The following is a 16,450-nucleotide window of genomic DNA, read 5'->3' as shown; positions in this document are numbered from 1 at the left end:
ATGGAACTCCAGATCACCGACCTGACCAAGGAGTACCGCGGCGGCAAGCGCGCGGTGGACTCCTTCTCGTTGACCCTGCGCCCCGGCGTGCTCGGCCTGCTCGGCTCCAACGGCGCCGGCAAGTCCAGCCTGATGCGGATCCTGGCCACCGTCACCAAGCCGACCTCCGGCCAGGTGTTCTGGAACGGCACCGACATCGCCGAGAACCCCGGCCCGCTGCGCCGCACCATCGGCTACCTGCCACAGGACTTCGGCGTCTACCCGCAGCTGACCGCCCGCGAGTTCCTCTCCTACCTGGCCTCGGCCAAGGGGCTGCAGGGCCGTTCCGCGAACGCCCGGATCACCGAGCTGCTCGACCTGGTCAACCTCTCCGGAGCCGCCAAGCAGCGGCTCGGCTCGATGTCCGGCGGCATGCGCCAGCGGGTCGGCATCGCCCAGGCGCTGCTCAACGACCCCCAGCTGCTGATCGTCGACGAGCCGACCGTCGGCCTCGACCCGGAGGAGCGGATGCGGTTCAGCAACCTGCTCACCGGCCTCGGCTCCGAGCGGATCGTGATCCTCTCCACCCACATCGTCTCCGACGTGGCGGCCACCGCCGACCGGATCGCCATCATGGGCAAGGGCCGGCTGATCCACCACGGCACCCCGGAGGAGCTCCTGCGGCTCGCCGAGGGCTCGATCTGGGAGCTCACCGTGGCCTCCGACCAGATCCCGGCCCTGCGCTCGCGCTTCGTCCTCGGCGGCACCACGCGCACCCCGCAGGGCGTCCGCGCCCGGGTGATCTCCCCGCACGCGCCCGCCCAGCACGCCGAGCCGGTCCCGCCGCGGCTCGACGACGCCTACCTGCTGCTGACCTCCGCCCCGGCTCCGGCCGCCCCGCAGGCGGTGGTGCGCTGATGGCGGGCACCGTCACCGCGCTCGCCCTCGCCGACTTCCGGGAGCGCCGACGCCGCCCCGCCTACCTGGTGGTCCTGCTCGGCACGCTCGCCCTGGGCCTGCTGGCCGCCCCGGTCGGCTCCTCGACCTGGCAGGTCTTCCAGATCAGCGGCTACCGGGGCCTGTACACCAGCGGCTACGTCGGCACCGTCACCGCGCTCGGCGGCGCCGTCTGGCTGGCGCTGGCCGGCTTCAACATCACCCGCGGCACCGTCCCCAAGGACGAGCGCAACGGCGTCGGCCAGATCCTCGCGGCCACGCCGATGACCCGGCCCTCGTACCTGTTCGGCAAGTTCTGCAGCAACCTGCTGGTGCTCGGCTCGATGCTGCTCGCCCTCGCGGTGACCGCGTTCGGCGTGCAGCTGGTCAAGGGCGAGTCGTACCACGTCGACGTCGTGCGCCTGCTGCTGCCCTTCGTCCTGATCACGCTCCCGCTGCTGGCCCTCGTCGCCGCCTGCGCGGTGCTCTTCGACACCCTGCCGGGCCTGCGCGGCGGCATCGGCGCGCTGATCTGGTTCGTGGTCTGGCTGGTCGGCATCATGGCCTCCCAGGCCTCCGGCGCGTACGACCTGCTGAGCATGGAACGGATCAGCGAGTCGATGCGCCAGGCGATCTCGGCGGCCGGCCACCCGGCCGAGGCGGTGCGCTTCGGCGTCGGCCTCACCTCCGACGACAAGACCCCGGTCACCTTCGACTGGCAGGGCCTCGGTCTCGGCAACCTGGGCGGCGGCCTGCTGGCCAACGCCGCGCTGCTGGTGGCCGGTTCGCTGGTGGCCGCGCTGCTGTCGGTGCTCTGGTTCCGCCGCTTCGACCCGTCCGCCGCCATCGGCGCGGTCGGCGCGCTGGTCCCGGGCGCCAAGGGCGCGGCCGACCGGACCGGTGCCGAGCACGCGGACCACGCCGAGGAGCCGGCCGCCGGCGCGGGCACCTCCTTCGGCCTCGACCCGTCCCTGTTGACGCCGCCCCGGACGGGCTCGTCCTTCCTGCCCACACTGGTCGGCGAGGTGCGCATCCTGCTCCAGGGCATGCGCTGGTGGTGGCTGGGCACGCTGGCCCTGGCCGTGCTCGCCGCGTTCGTCCCGAGCGGGAACGTCCTCCACCCGGTGCTGCCGCTCACCGTGCTCTGGCCGGTGCTCATCTGGTCCCGGATGGGCAACCACGCCGGCGCCGGGAGCATCGACGACCTGCTCGCCGCCTGCCCGGCCGCGGGCCGCCGACTGCTGGCAGGACTGCTCGCCGGGATCGCCGTGGCGCTGGCCGTCACCGCGGTGCCGATCGTCCGGCTGATCGCCTCCGGCGACACCGGCGCGGCGGTCGCCGCCCTGGTCGGCGCTCTGGTGGTGCCCGCCCTGGCGATGCTCTGCGGGATCGTCAGCCGCGGTCCCCGGCTGTTCCAGGCGCTCTACCCGCTGCTCTGGTACGCGATGTTCAACCGCATCCCCGAGGTCGACTTCCTCGGCGTGGCGGAGGGCAAGGGCCCGGGCACGGCCGCGGTGGCCGCCGCCGCGGTGCTACTGGCCGCCCTGGCCCTCGGCGTGGACTCCGTACGGCGCGCCAACCGCTGAACCACCGCCCTCCGAGACAGGCCCCGGCCCCCGGCGCCAGGCCCCGAGCGGCGCCCGGCACCCCCGTCCGGGCGCCGCTCCGGCCATCCCCGTCCAGCCGACGGCACCGACCGCCCCACCCGCCTCACCCGCCCCGCTCCCCCGCGACCTTCCGGCCTCCCGTTCCCTGATCGACCGTCCGACTCCACCGACCCGAAAGGCCGGCCCGTGCGGCTCCCCAGCCTCCGAGACCTCCTCGCCCACCCGGCCCCGGACGAGGCGTCCCCGGCGACGCCGGTGTCCACCCTGCCGCGCGCCGCCCGGGCCGCCCTGGCGGTCGGGTTCGGCGTGCTGTGGCTGCTGGACCTGGCCATGAGTCTGGACACCGCCGGACCGCTGCTGCCGCTCGCCGGGCTGGTCCCGGCCGCCCTGGTGCTGTTCGGCCCGCGCGGCCGGCCCGAACTGCGCGCCGGGACGGCCGCGCTCTGGTCGCTGATCTGGTCCGCCGTGGGCTTCGTCCGCGGCACCGAGCAGGACTCCCCCGGGCTGATGGAGCTGCTCGCGCTGAGCCTCCTGCTGATCACCACCGCCCGGCACATCCGCGCCCGCGCCGCCGTCCTCGGCACCTGCACCGCCCTGGTGACCGCCCTACTGGGGCTGGCCGCACGGGTCTCCCGCAGCGCCTCCGGGACAGTGCTGACCGTCATGCTGCTGGCCATCGTCGCCGGCGCCGCGATCGCCCTCGGCTGCTACCTGCGCGCGGCCGACACCCGCCGGCTCCAGGCCGTGGAACAGGTTCGCCGCGACGAACTGATCGACCTCGCCAACGACCTCAACGACTTCGTCGCCCACCACGTCACCGGCATCATCGTGCTGGCTCAAGCCGGCCGGGCGATCTGGCAGACCGCGCCGCAGGAAGTCGTCCCGATCTTCGACGACATCGAGCAGGCCGGCAGCGAATCCCTGGAATCGATGCGGCAGTTGGTCGCCATGCTGCGCGAGGGAACCGACCTGGCCGCCGCCTCGCCGCTCTCGGGGCAGGGCATCGCGCACATACCCGTCATGGTGGAGTCCTTCCGCCGGGGCGGCACTCCGGTGGACCTGCAGCTGGACGAGGCCGCGCTCACCGCCCGGCTCGCGCCCGAGATCGTCACCACCGCGCACCGGGTGATCACCGAGGGCCTGAGCAACGTGCGCCGGCACGCCCCGGACGCCACCGGGGTCACCGTACGGATAGGCCTCGGCCCGTCCACCCTGGAGGCCACCGTGCGCAACGGACCGCCACGCGGGGGAACGCCCCGCAAGGGTCTGCGTGTCCCCCACCTCGGACAGCAGGACCTCGGCCTCCTCGGGCTCCAGGAGCGCGTCCGGGCGGTCGGAGGAACGCTCACCGAGCGCCCGGACGATACGGGAGGATGGGAACTGACGGCCCTGCTCCCCGTGAGGAACACGGACCCCAGCACTCGGAGGATGCCGGCATGACCATCAAGGTGCTCATCGCGGACGACCAGGACATGGTCCGCACCGGCTTCCGGCTGATCCTCGACAGCCAGCCCGACATCGAGGTGCTCGGCGAGGCCGCCGACGGCGCCACCTGCGTCGAACTCGCCCGCCGGCTGAGGCCCGACGTCTGCCTGGTAGACATCAGCATGCCCCGGTTGAACGGCCTGCAGGTCACCCGGCTGCTGGCCGGCCCCGGGGTGAGCGACCCGCTGCGGGTGGTCGTGGTCACCACCTTCGACCTGGACGAGTACGTCTACGGCGCGCTGCGCGGCGGCGCCCAGGGCTTCCTGCTCAAGGACAGCGGATCGACCCTGCTGATCGAGGCGGTCCGCGCGGTCGCCGCCGGCGACGCGATGGTCTCCCCCGCCGTCACCGTGCGGCTGCTCAAGCGGCTCTCCGCCGCCGGGCCCGGAGCGGCCCAGGCCGCCGCGACGACGCTCTCCCCGACCGTCCTGACCGACCGGGAACTCGACGTGGCACGGCTGGTCGCCCGCGGCCGCACCAACCAGGAGATCGGCGAGACGCTGGCCATCTCCCTCTCCACCGTCAAATCCCATCTGGCCAGTGTCCAGACGAAGTTGAAGGTGCGCAACCGGGTCGAGATCGCCGCCTGGGCCTGGGAGGGCGGCACCATGCAGCGGGGTGGGGAATAGGGACGAAACCCGGGTGGAACACCCCCTGTTCGCCGCACCTCCACCGCCCCCACCCTTCCTGTCACCGTGTGCGACTCCTCGGCCCGCCCCTGCGGATCTCCCGAACGGGGGATACCCCGGCGCGCCGGCGAACGGCGATGATTGCCCCCAGTCGAATAGGGGGAGCTTCGGCCGAACGTCCGCGTGGCCAAGTTCTCTTCGGGGGAAGGGAAAACACGTTCGTGAGCCGCATCGTCTTTTCCATGGAGGATCTCGTCCGCGTCCGGGTCGCCGGACCACCGACAGCCGAGGCCGAGGCGGCGTTCGCCTTGGACAACTGGTCGAAGAACTCGGGTGGTTACTTCCGAAGATGGCATCAGACAGTCACCAACAGCGTACGGAGCCGAGAAGAGCTCCAACGCCTGATACACCGCTTCGACCTTTCCGGACGGACCATCTGGGATCTGCTCGGCGCTCCGCCGCCGCAGGTGGACGATCCGTCCGACCCGTTACCGCGACTTCCGACACGAACCGCCGGTGAGGACCTCTCCTCCGGACCGGACGGCCTGGTCCAGGAGTTCGGCACGATCGCCGTCCTCCCGTACTGGCAGGCCATCCACGCCCGGCTGGTCCGCGACACCGACGCCTACCGGCAGATCATGAGCGCCTCCGGGGTGGAGACGCTGCTCCAGGCCCTGCACCCGCGCGTCCACTGGCGGGCACCGGTCCTGGAGGTCGAGGACGACCGGGACCAGACCATCGAGCTCAGCGGCCGCGGCCTGCTCATCACGCCGTCGCTGTTCCTGACCGCGCCCGCCGTGGTCCCGCCGCACGCCACCGTGGTCAAGGCCGAACCGGCCCCGGCCCTGGTCTTCCCGATCCGCCCGGACTCCCGCGGGGACGCCGTGCTCGGCACCCGCGAGGCCGAGCGGCCGCTCGACTCCGCCCAGGGCGAGGCCCTCGCCAGCCTCGTCGGCAAGACCCGGGCCGCCCTGCTGGAGGCCCTGCTCAACGGCAGCACCAACGGCGAACTCGCCGACCGCGTCGGCGTGTCCAACGCCGCCGTCAGCCAGCACACCTCGGTCCTGCGGGCGGCCGGCCTGATCGCCACCCGTCGCACCCGCAACCTCGTCCTGCACACCGTGACACCCCTGGGCCGTTCCCTGCTGAACGGCGGCACCCGCCTCCTGGCCCACCCCCCGGGCACGGCGCCGCACCGGAACGCGCCCCACGGCAGGTCCATCCTGGCCGGCCGCTAGCCCTCGGCCCACCGCCGGGGCCCCGGCCCCGGCGCGGCCCCGGCCCCGCGTTCGCCAGACGTTTTCGGGCCTCTCTTAATCGCCTGTCCCCGGCAACAGCCACGCCGCGAAGATGATGGCGTTCCCGATCCCCGCCACCACCGCACAGACGAGGTGAAGCCGCCGTGACGAGATCGCGTACGGACCTTGAAGTGTCCTTCCTCGAAGAGAGCGGGACGGTGCAGCCCGTCGCCACCGTTCCCGACCGGGCGGAGCGCGGCGAGTGGCTGCTCGCCCACCGCCCCGAACTACGCCGACTGACCCTGCGCCACGGCTCGCTGAGACTCGTCGGCGCCGCAGTCGCCTCCACCGACGAGCTGGCCGGGGTGGCCGCCGTCCTCGGCGGCGGCGCCCTGGAGTACACCGAGCGCTCCACCCCGCGCTCGCGGGTCGCCGGCAGCGTCTACACCTCCACCGAGTACCCGGCCGACCAGCGCATCCCCCAGCACAACGAGAGCTCCTACTCCTCGCGCTGGCCGGACCACCTCTTCTTCCTCGCCACCCGCACCCCGCGCACCGGCGGCCAGACCCCGGTCGCGGACAGCCGCACCGTCCTCACCGGACTCCCGGCCGAGCTGGTCGAGAAGTTCTCCGCCCTCGGCGTGCGCTACACCCGTGCCTACCACGACGGCATCGGCCTCTCCTGGCAGGAGGCCTTCCAGACCGAGGACCGCAGGCACATCGAGGCCTACTGCCGCGACAACGGCATCGCCTGGGAGTGGGAGGGTGACCTGCTGCGCACCAGCCAGGTCCGCCCGGCGCTCACCCGGCACCCGGTGACCGGCGAGACCGTCTGGTTCAACCAGGCCCACCTCTTCCACATCGGCTCGCTGCCCGCGAGGACCACCGAGGCGCTCCTCGCCGTCTTCCCCGAACAGAACCTGCCGCGCAACGCCTACTTCGGCGACGGCAGCCCCATCGACGCCGACACCCTGGCCGAGATCCACGCCGCCTTCGACCGCACCACCCTCGCCCCCGACTGGACACAGGGCGACGTCATGGTCGTCGACAACATCCTCGCCAGCCACGGCCGAGCCCCCTACACGGGCGACCGCACCGTCCTGGTCACCATGACCTCCGCCGCCTGGGCCGACTGGCCCACCCCCTGACCCCCACCCCACGCACGCAAAAGCCCCAGGTCACGGCGAGTGAGTCCTGGGGCTTCTACAGAGCCGCCTGCGGGATTCGAACCCGCGACCTACGCATTACGAGTGCGTTGCTCTGGCCAGCTGAGCTAAGGCGGCACCGTTGTCACGCGTGGTGGCAACGCGGGCCAGTCTACACAGGTTTCGCGGGTGATCCACACCCGGTTGGCGGGGGTGGGGGTCAGGCGGAGGAGACGGCGAGTTTGGCGGCGAAGCCGGCGAAGAGGACGGCGACGCCGCTGGTGAGGGTGGCGGAGAGGCGCCTGCGGCGGCGGAAGGTGGCGGCGAGGGTGGTGCCGGCGAAGATCAGCAGGGAGAGGTAGAGCACGCTGAAGGTCTGGAGGATGCCGCCGAGCAGGCCGAAGGAGAGAGCCGGCTGACCGTAGGCCGGGTCGACGAACTGGGTGAAGAAGGAGAGCAGGAAGAGGATCGCCTTCGGGTTCAGCAGGCTGATCACCAGGGCGCGGCGGAACGGGCGCTCGACGGGTTCGGCGGCCGGTTCGGCGGTGGCGGCGGGGTTGTCGGGGTTGTCGGCGCTCCGGCGTTCGCGCCAGAGCTGGCGGGCGGCGCGGAGCATGCCGTAGCCGATCCAGAGCAGGTAGGCGGCGCCGCCGAGCTTGACCACGGCGAAGACGGCCGGGTTGGCCTTGAGGAGGGAGGCGGCGCCCAGCGAGGTGAGGCTGATCAGGGTGAGGTCGCCGACGAAGACGCCGGCGGCGGCCTGGTAGCCGGTCCGGATGCCCTTGCGGGCGGCGACGGACAGCACGTACAGGGAGTTGGGGCCGGGCAGTAGGACGATGACGAGGGCGCCGAGGACGTACGTCGCCAGGTCGTTGACTCCGAGCACGGTGCGCTCCGGGGAGGGGATGAGGGCGGGGGGCGCTCATCGTAACGTCGCACCGGCGGTCGGTTGAAGCGGAAACCATCCCTCCTACCGGGCGCAGCGCTTGCCCGGCTCCGGTGCCTCGCCCGCCAGCAGGTAGCGGTTGACCACGCCGTCCACGCAGGCGTCGTGGTGCCCGTACGCGGTGTGGCCGTCCCCGTCGTAGGTGAGCAGGCGTCCGGACTCCAGTTGCCCGGCCAGCGCCTGGGCCCACGCGTACGGGGTGGCCGGGTCGCGGGTGGTGCCGACGACGACGATGGGGGCGGCGCCGGCGGCCCGGATGGTGTGCGCCGTGCCGGTGGCCCGGATGGGCCAGTAGGTGCAGGCCAGCGCCATCCACGCCATGTCGCGGCCGAAGTGCGGCGAGGCCTGTTCGAAGTCCGGCACGGCGCGCTGGACGTCCTCCGGCCCGGCGAACGGGGCGGGCAGGTCGAGGCAGTTCACCGCCGTGTTGGCGAACATCAGGTTGGGGTACGAGCCGTCCGCCTCGCGCCCGTAGTAGGAGTCGGAGAGCCTCAGCAGGCTGGTGCCGTCGCCGGCCTTGGCGTCGGTGAGCGCGGTGCGCAGCTTGGGCCAGAGGAAGTCGGCGTACATGGCCTGGATGACGCCGGTGGTCGCCTGGGCCGCGGTGAGTCGGCGGCCGCGGTCGGTGCTGGTCAGCGGGTGGGCCTGGACGGTGGCGAGCAGGGCGGTGAGCTGATCGCCGATCTGCTGTTCGGTGCGGCCGAGCGGGCAGTCCTCGTGCTTGGCGCAGTCCTTGGCGAAGGCGGCCCAGGCGGTCTCGAAGCCGCCGGCCTGGGTGCGGTTGCCGGTGACCGAGTCGAGCGACGGGTCCACCGCGCCGTCCAGCACCAGCCGCCCGACCCGGCCGGGGAAGAGCCCGGCGTAGGTGGCGCCGAGGAAGGTGCCGTAGGACTTGCCGACGTAGTTCAGCCGCTCGTCGCCGAGCAGGGCGCGCAGCACGTCCATGTCGCGGGCGGCCTCGACGGTGCCGAGGTGGCCGAGCGCCGCCCCGGCGCGCTGCCGGCAGCCCTCGGCGAACTCCTTGTCGGCGGCGATCAGCGCGTCGATTCCGTGCTGGTCGCCGGGGGTGAGGTCGACGGCGGTGTAGGCGTCCATCCGGTCGCCGCTCAGGCAGGTGACCGGGTTGCTGCGGCCGACTCCGCGCGGGTCGAGGCCGACCAGGTCGTACCGGGCGCGCACGCCGCTGTCGTACGTCCGGGCGGCGGCCTCCAGGTACTCGACCGCCGAGCCGCCGGGCCCGCCGGGGTTGAGCAGCAGCGAGCCGAGCCGGCCGCCCCCGGCCCCCTCCGCGGAACCCGAACCCGAACCCGAGCCCGCTGGGACGGCGGTGGCGCGGGCCGCCACCAGGGTGAGGTCGCCGTCGCCGGGCCGGTCGTAGTCCAGCGGCACCCGGAAGGCGGTGCACTCGAACCCGCCGTCGCACGACTGCCAGTCGAGCCGCTGCGCGTAGTACGGGGCCAGCCCGGCCGGGACGGCGGCGGGCAGCGGCTCCAGCGGCGTGACCCCGGGCGGGGCCGGGGTGGACGACCCGGCGCCCCCCGCCCCGGACGAACCCGCTGAGCCCGCTGAGCCGTCTGAACCCTCTGAACCCGACGAGCTCGACGAACCCGACGAACCCGCACCGCACCCGCCCGCCAGCAGCCCGACGGCGAGCGCCGCGGCCAGTACCCGCCCGGTGGCCCTCATCCGACCCCTCGCGATCATCCGAGCCCTCTCGATCGTCACCCAGGGTCGTCGCCCGGCGACCCGCCTCGCATTGCACCACAGCGCGCCGCCCGGCACCCGCCACGGGCACCGGGCGGCGACGCCCCGTCCACACCGGGTCAGGACGCCTTGGCCAGCGCGTCGGCCAGGTACTGCGCCGCCTGCCGGACGAGCCGCATCCGCTCCCGGTCGGGGGTGTAGTCCTGCACGTTGTCGGAGATCTTCACCTCGGCCTTGGCCGCCGGTCCGGCCCCGGCCTGGAGCGCGGCCTGGAGCTTGCGGGCCGTGTCCAGCCCGGCCGTGTCGGCCTTGGCGGCGGCCAGCAGGAGCTTCGCCGCGCTACCGGCCGGGGCCTCGGCGCCGGCCTGGGTGAGCGCGGCGGCGTCGTAGCGGCCGGACACCGCGGCGGCCGCGCCGTACAGGTCGGGGCGGGACAGCCCGGCGGCGGCCGCGCACGGCGCACCGCCCTCGACACCGAGGGTGCCCCAGGAGGCCGGGCCGGGCGCCAGGATGCGGAACGAGGCGGCGATGGCGGCGCGCAGCGTCTCGTCGTCGGCGACGGCGGCCGGCGCGGCGGCGACCAGGTCGCAGGGGTGCGCGGTGCCGTTCGGCGCCTCGGGGGCGACCAGGATGAAGGGGCGGGCGCGGCCGGTCTGCAGGGCCGCGGTGAGGCCCTCGAAGACGTCCGGGACCTCGGCGTCGGCGGTCTTGCGCGGGGTGGCCGCCTGCATCACGACGACCGGGAAGCGCGCGTTCGGCTCCTTGGCGTACTGCGGCGGCAGCCAGACCCGGACGGTGCGCGGCTGCCCGTCCGGGCCGGGCACGGCGGACTGCAGCAGTTCGCCGCCGCCCGGCTGGCCGACGCCGTCGAAGTGGCTCACGGCGGCCGACGGGGCGCCGGAGGCCGCGGCCGGCTCCGCCACGACGGGCGGCGCCGGCTGCTGCCGGACCGCCGGTCCCCCGCCCGGGCCCGCACCCGCCGCGCCGACCATCGACTCGGCCCGGTCCGATTCCTGGCCGCGGGGGGTCAGGCCGCCGAACGCCCCGAGCGCCGTGAGCAGCGTCAACGCGGTGACGCAGACCCCGCAGATCATCGCTCCGGCCGCCCGCACCAGCATCGGCCAGCGTTCACCGGCCAGTTCGTAGGTCGCGGCGGCGCGCAGGTCGCGCCAGCGCTGGAGCGCGCCGCGGGCCAGCCAGATCCCGCCCAGCGCGGCCATCAGCAGGGGGATGACGAGGAGCGAACGAACCATGGGACGCACCGCCTCGGGAGGAGGGCCGGCGCCGGACGGGACCCGGTGCCGTACGGGGGCGACGGCCCCGGCACCGGGGCACAGTCGGCCCCCAGCGTGCACAACGGGCGGACGGTCGCACGCGGGTGTGCCCGGCGCGTATCGATCGTTCACTCGAAGGTGGGACAACGGGACGGCTCCGGGAGGCCTACGCCGGGCACCCGACCCGACGGTCCCACCCCGAACGGCCCAGCGGCCCAGCGGCCCAAGGGCCCGGCGGCCCGGCGGCCCGGCGGCCCGGCGGACCGACGGACCAGCGGCCCGACGGCCCGGCAACGCAGCTCAGCCCGCGCGCAGCGCCACCGTCATCGCCTCGACGGCGAGCAGCGGGTCCACGTTGCGGTCCAGCGCCTGCCGGCAGGCGAGCACCGCCTCGATCCGGCGCAGCGTGCCCTCCGGCGGGCCGTCCTGCGCGACCCGGTTCAGGGCCTGCCGCTGGTCCTCGTTGGCGAGGGTGCCGCTGGAGCCGAGCTGGAGCGCGAGCACGTCCCGGTAGAAGCCGAGCAGGTCGAGCAGCGCGACGCCGAGGGTCTCCCGGCGGGTGCGGGTGGCCCGGCTCTTCTGCCGCTTCTCCAGCTCCTTGACCGCCCCGGCCATGCCGCGCGGCGCCTTGCTGCCCTCGGCGGCGCCGTAGGCGGCCTTCAGGTCGTCGGTCTCCTTGGCGTCCTGGGTCTCGGCGAGCGCCTCGGCGTCGGCCTTGGCGGTGTCGACGAGACGCTGGGCGGCGGCCAGGCAGCCGCCGATGTCGCCGACCTCCAGCGGGATCCGCAGCACCTCGGCGCGGCGGGTGCGGGCCTGGTCGTCGACGGCGAGGCGGCGCGCGCGCTCGACGTCGCCCTGCCCGGCGAGTGCGGCCAGCCGGGCCGTCTCCGGGTCGACGCCGTCGCGGCGGACCAGCATGTCGGCGACGGCCTCGGCGGCGGGCGTGCGCAGGACGAGCAGGCGGCAGCGCGAGCGGATGGTCGGCAGCACGTCCTGGACGGAGGGGGCGCAGAGCAGCCAGACGGTGCGCGGGGAGGGCTCTTCCACGCCCTTGAGCAGCGCGTTCGCGGCGGCCTCGGTGAGCCGGTGGGCGGCGTCGACCAGGATCACCGACCAGCGGCCGCCGGTCGGGTAGCTGGAGGCGCGCAGCACGAGCTCGCGCATGTCGCCGACGCCGATGGACAGGCCGTCGGTCCGGACGTACTTGACGTCGGCGTGGCTGCCGGCCAGCACGGTGTGGCAGCCGTCGCAGAACCCGCAGCCGGGCGTACCGCCGAGCGCGAGGTCCGGGCTGGTGCACTGGAGGGCCGCGGCGAACGCGCGCGCGGCGGTGACCTGCCCGGCCCCGGGCGGGCCGGTGAACAGCCAGGCGTGCGTCATCAGGGAGGCGTTCCCGCCCGGCTGCGGGCCGGCTCCGCGGCCGGCCGCGATCGTCGCCCCGGCCGACCGGGCGGCGGCGGTCAGCTGCTCGACCACCCGCTCCTGGCCCACCAGGTCGTCCCAGACGGCCACTGCTGCTCCCAAGCTCAGTACGGCAGCGCTCCCGGCGCCTCTTCCCCGCCGTCGAGCATACGTGTCCGCTCCGACAGCCACGGCGCCCTCCGGGGCGCCCACCGCCGAAGGAGGCGCCCCGCCACCGAAGGCGACGGGCGGCGCCGCCGGGGCTCTCCACCCCGACGACGCCGCCCGTCGTCCGTACCGCTGTCCTACCGTCGTCCGTACCGCCGCACGCCCGAGGCCGGCCCCGGCCGCCCCTCAGCCCCGACGGCCCCAGCGACGGCCCTTGCCCTTGCCGCCGCCCTCGCCGACCCCGCCCTCGCCGACCCCGCCCTGGTCGCCCCCGGGGGCGGGCCGGTCCTGGCCGCCACGCGGGTCCTGCGGGGCCGGGCCGCCGTGATTCCAGCGCGCCCACTCGTCACGCGAGCCGAGCAGGGTGTCGGTGAGGCTCGGCAGGTCGTCCATCGGCGTCTCCTCGGCCCACTCCGGCCGGGGTCGCTCGGCGGTGGCCTGCGACTCGTCGGCGGGCTGCGGCTCGTCGCCGACCACCGGCAGCTCACGGGTGCTGTCCACCGGCTCCTCGCGCCACAGCCCCAGCGGCACCCGGTCCTCGGTACGGCCCGCCTCGGTACGGCCCGCCCCCACACGGCCCGGCTCCACCCGGCCCGGGGCCGGACGCTCCGACACAGAACGCTCCGACACAGAACGCCCCGGCGCCGGACGCCCCGGCTCGATCCGCGGCAGCACCGCGGTCCGGTCCGCCTCCTCCGTGACCTTCGGCAGCACGGCCGTCTCGTCCACGGCGGTCGGCGGGACGACCGGCAGCTGGGCGGTCGCGTCGGCGGCCTCCGCCGCCCGGACGGCCGCCTGGCTGTCCCGCAGCGACAGCTCCCGCGTTGCCTCGTCGGTGCCGCCGGGCCCGGGAGTGCCCACGGGCCCCGCCCCCGGGACGTCCCGGACGGCCCGCAGCTCGGTGGTCACGGCGTCCCCGGGAACCGAACCAGCGGCCGGACCGGCAGCCTGACCAGCAGCCGAGCCCGAGGCCGAACCGGCCGAGCCCGCCAGACCGGCTGTACCCGCCGCCGCCCGATCCGCCGCCGTCTGCGCCGCCGCAGCCGCGGCCGCGAGCGCGGCGGCCTGCGCCAGCCGGGCCTCCTCGGCCCGCTGCAGCGCCTCCTCCGCCCGGCGGCGCTGCTCCTCGCGCTGGAGCTCCCGCTGCCGCTGCAGCTCCGCCTGGGCGGCCGCCTCGTCGGCGAGGCGCTTGCGCTCGGCGGCCTCCGCGGCCAGCCGGGCGTCCTCCTCGGCCTTCCGCTTGGCCTCCTCCTCGGCGCGGCGGCGGGCTTCCTCCTCCGCCCGGCGGCGGGCCTCCTCCTCGGCCTTGCGCCGGGCCTCGGCGGCGGCCCGTTCGGCCTCCTCCTTGGCCAGCCGCTCCTGCTCGGCCTGTTCGGCGCGCAGCTGCGCCAGCACTTCCTGCCGCTTGCGCTCGGCGGCCTCGGCCTCGGCCTTCTTGCGGGCCTCCTCGGCGGCGCGCCGCTCGGCCTCTTCGCGGGCGAGCCGCTCCTGCTCGGCGCGGGCGTCCTTCTCCTGCTCGGAGAGCGGCAGCTCGCGGTCGAGCCGGTGCCGGATGGCGGTGGTGACGAAGCCGGGGGCCTGGCTGCCGTCGACGACCAGGTAGCGCGCCGGGTCGGCGGCCGCGAGGGCGAGGAAGCCGGCCCGGACCCGCTGGTGGAACTCGGTGGGCTCGGACTCCAGCCGGTCGAGCGCCTCGGTGAAGCGCTCCCGGGCCCTGGTCGGGTCGACGTCCAGGACGACGGTCAGGTCGGGCAGCAGCCCGCCGGTCGCCCAGCGGGAGATCCGGGCGACCTCGGTGGCGGCCAGGTCGCGTCCGGCGCCCTGGTAGGCGATGGAGGAGTCCATGTACCGGTCGGTGATCACCACGGCGCCGCGGGCGAGGGCCGGCCGGATGACGTTCTCGACGTGCTCGGCCCGGTCAGCGGCGTAGATCAGCGCCTCGGCGCGGTGCGACAGGCCGGTGTTGCCGACGTCCAGGACGAGACCGCGCAGCCGCTGGCCGACCGGGCTGCCGCCGGGCTCGCGGGTGAGCACGACCTCGTGCCCCTTGCCGCGGATCCACTCGGCGAGCGCCTGGGCCTGGGTGGACTTGCCGGCGCCGTCGCCGCCCTCCAGGGCGATGAAGAAGCCGGTGCCGGCGCCCTGGCGCGGGGCCGGGCCGACGGCGCCGCGCACCGCGTCGACCAGGTCCCGGCCGAAGGGCGCGGTGCCGCGCCGGTCGTCGGTCCGCAGCAGGACGACGGCGGCGAGGACCAGCGTGAGCAGCCCCGAGGTGGCGACGGCCAGGGCCGCACCGCCGTGGATGAAGGTGAACGAGCCGGGCTCGACCGTGCCGTACTCGACGTCCCCGTACGCCGCGGCGATCAGCGGGACGACGACCAGCGCGGCGCCGACCACGACCCGCAGCACCGCGTACAGGTGCTCGGTGACCTTCGGCAGCCGGGCCTCCTCGACCTCCTGGCCGAGCAGGGTGCGCCCGGCGGAGACGACGATCCCGGCGGTGAGGCCGGCCAGCACGATGAGGGCCAGGACGAGGACGAAGTCCAGCACCAGCCCGGCCAGGATCAGCGCCACACCCTCGGTGAGCAGCGCCAGCGCGAGCAGGCGGCGGCGGGAGAGCGCGGACAGCGTGGCCCGGGTGAGCCGGGAGCCGAGGGCGGGCGCCGCGGTGGCGGCGAGGACCAGCAGGCCGTAGCCGATCGGCCCGGCCCGGTGCTCGGCGGCGGTGAGCAGCGCGAGCGCGGCGACGCCGGCCATCGAGGCGTACCCGGCGGCGACGGCGAAGGTGAAGTACGGGGCGCTGCCGGTGCGGCCCTTGCTCAGCGCGGGGCCGGGCGTGGCGTCGGTGGGGGCGCGCAGGCCCTGCAGCGGCGAGTGCGGGGCGACGGCCACCGGGCCGACGGGCAGCTGCTGGAGGTAGTCGCGGGCGGCCGAGGCGGCGAACAGGCCGGCCGCGCCGAGCGCGGCGAAGGTGACCTGGTGGGCCCGGAGCCAGTCCGAGCCGAGAGCGGCGCCGATGTTGTTCAGCAGGGTGAGGGCGACCAGGCCGGCGGCCGCGAGCGGCAGGGTGGCCCAGCCGGTGAAGCGGTCGATGCTCCGGACGGTGTCCAGGTGGGCGGCGGCGGGCCGCTGCTCGGCGGCGGGGGCGTACGGATCGGCGGGCGGCAGCAGGCCGGGGACGGCGGCGTCCTTGGCGATCCCCCGGACCCGCTCGGCGGCACCGGTGACGAACACGGTGGCGAGCAGGACGTAGGCGGCGGCGCCGGAGGGCTTCGGGCCGGAGCCCAGCCAGACGGTCCACCAGGGGGCGAGGCCGATCAGCAGGGCGCACAGCGCGTCGGCGCCGAACAGCGTCCAGCGCCGGTCCAGCCGGCCGGCGACCAGTCGGTGCACCGGTCCGAGCAGCGCGACGCCGACCAGCCCGGTGGCCGCCAGCCGGACGGCGAGGACCGCCGTGACGGCGAAGGCGAGGCTGCGCGGCAAGGCGCCGAACTGGCCGCCGAGGGCGACGGCGATCACGGTGAGCGCGAGCAGCACCAGCAGGCCGAGCCGGTCGGCGGTGCCGCCGATCAGCTGGGTGGTCCACAGGCGCCGGTAGGGGCGCGTCCGCAGCAGCGCGCGAGCCCGGTCGACCGGGGTCCCGGCTGGCGCGACCTCGGGCAGCCCGGACGTGGCGTCGCGGGCGGCCGGGGCGGCGCTGGGGGTGGGCTGCTCCTCGCTCGTCATACGGTCAGCGTAGCGGGCTGGGGTTGACCGGAATGAGATGAACGGGGTTCCGGATCCCGCTCATCACCGGGTTGTGACGTTCCGCGCACACCGTCCGACCGGCCTCGGGCCCGCGTCCCCGGGGTGGGGTCGCGGGCCCGTAAGCACTGGCGGGACTCTGGCGGAGGCGCCGGCGAAGGCGCTGGCAGCGGCACCGACGGAGCCCCCTGCCG

General features: G+C 75.2%; 11 protein-coding genes and 1 tRNA gene. 6 read left to right on the top strand and 6 right to left on the bottom strand.

The window, feature by feature from the left end; genetic code table 11:
- From ACFVHI_RS04605 to ACFVHI_RS04580, 6 genes are all read left to right on the top strand, one after another.
- Entirely contained in the window at nucleotides 1-897 is an 897-nt protein-coding gene (locus tag ACFVHI_RS04605; protein WP_063348709.1) for an ABC transporter ATP-binding protein, read from the top strand.
- Nucleotides 897-2,501 (top strand): ABC transporter permease, encoded by a 1,605-nt coding sequence (locus tag ACFVHI_RS04600; protein WP_063348708.1) that lies wholly within the window; start codon nucleotides 897-899, stop codon nucleotides 2,499-2,501. Before ACFVHI_RS04605 ends, ACFVHI_RS04600 begins: the two co-directional genes overlap by 1 nt.
- A 207-nt stretch (nucleotides 2,502-2,708) precedes the next feature.
- Entirely contained in the window at nucleotides 2,709-3,962 is a 1,254-nt protein-coding gene (locus ACFVHI_RS04595) for a sensor histidine kinase (RefSeq protein WP_380335688.1), read from the top strand.
- Nucleotides 3,959-4,636 carry a response regulator transcription factor gene (locus ACFVHI_RS04590; RefSeq protein ID WP_063348706.1) on the top strand — a complete coding sequence of 226 codons (678 nt, stop codon included), beginning with the start codon at nucleotides 3,959-3,961 and terminating at the stop codon, nucleotides 4,634-4,636. Before ACFVHI_RS04595 ends, ACFVHI_RS04590 begins: the two co-directional genes overlap by 4 nt.
- 242 nt (nucleotides 4,637-4,878) lie before the next feature.
- Complete coding sequence (locus ACFVHI_RS04585) at nucleotides 4,879-5,874, top strand: ArsR/SmtB family transcription factor (RefSeq protein ID WP_380335685.1); 996 nt, start codon at nucleotides 4,879-4,881, stop codon at nucleotides 5,872-5,874.
- Nucleotides 5,875-6,065: 191 nt separating this feature from the next.
- Complete coding sequence (locus ACFVHI_RS04580; RefSeq protein WP_380335683.1) at nucleotides 6,066-7,022, top strand: TauD/TfdA family dioxygenase; 957 nt, start codon at nucleotides 6,066-6,068, stop codon at nucleotides 7,020-7,022.
- Nucleotides 7,023-7,083: 61 nt separating this feature from the next.
- Here ACFVHI_RS04580 and ACFVHI_RS04575 read toward each other — a convergent pair.
- From ACFVHI_RS04575 to tmk, 6 genes are all read right to left on the bottom strand, one after another.
- A tRNA-Thr gene (locus ACFVHI_RS04575) sits at nucleotides 7,084-7,157 on the bottom strand.
- A gap of 82 nt (nucleotides 7,158-7,239) precedes the next feature.
- A complete protein-coding gene (gene leuE, locus ACFVHI_RS04570; RefSeq protein WP_380335680.1) occupies nucleotides 7,240-7,905 on the bottom strand; it encodes a leucine efflux protein LeuE in 666 nt (221 codons plus the stop codon).
- Nucleotides 7,906-7,989: 84 nt separating this feature from the next.
- Nucleotides 7,990-9,651, bottom strand: a complete 1,662-nt coding sequence (locus tag ACFVHI_RS04565) for an alpha/beta hydrolase (RefSeq protein WP_380335677.1) — start codon at nucleotides 9,649-9,651, stop codon at nucleotides 7,990-7,992.
- A 137-nt stretch (nucleotides 9,652-9,788) separates the two neighbouring features.
- Nucleotides 9,789-10,922, bottom strand: a complete 1,134-nt coding sequence (locus ACFVHI_RS04560; protein WP_063348701.1) for a hypothetical protein — start codon at nucleotides 10,920-10,922, stop codon at nucleotides 9,789-9,791.
- A gap of 321 nt (nucleotides 10,923-11,243) precedes the next feature.
- On the bottom strand, nucleotides 11,244-12,455 hold the full coding sequence (locus ACFVHI_RS04555; RefSeq protein ID WP_363370692.1) for a DNA polymerase III subunit delta': 1,212 nt from the start codon (nucleotides 12,453-12,455) through the stop codon (nucleotides 11,244-11,246).
- A gap of 243 nt (nucleotides 12,456-12,698) precedes the next feature.
- Nucleotides 12,699-16,238: a dTMP kinase gene (gene tmk / locus ACFVHI_RS04550; protein ID WP_380335674.1), complete on the bottom strand. Its 3,540-nt coding sequence runs from the start codon at nucleotides 16,236-16,238 to the stop codon at nucleotides 12,699-12,701.
- Between the last annotated feature and the right edge of the window lie 212 nt (nucleotides 16,239-16,450).

It is taken from the genome of Kitasatospora sp. NPDC127121 (genome assembly GCF_042677305.1).
GTDB lineage: Bacteria > Actinomycetota > Actinomycetes > Streptomycetales > Streptomycetaceae > Kitasatospora.
This window is presented reverse-complemented; position numbering and strand designations above follow the sequence as displayed.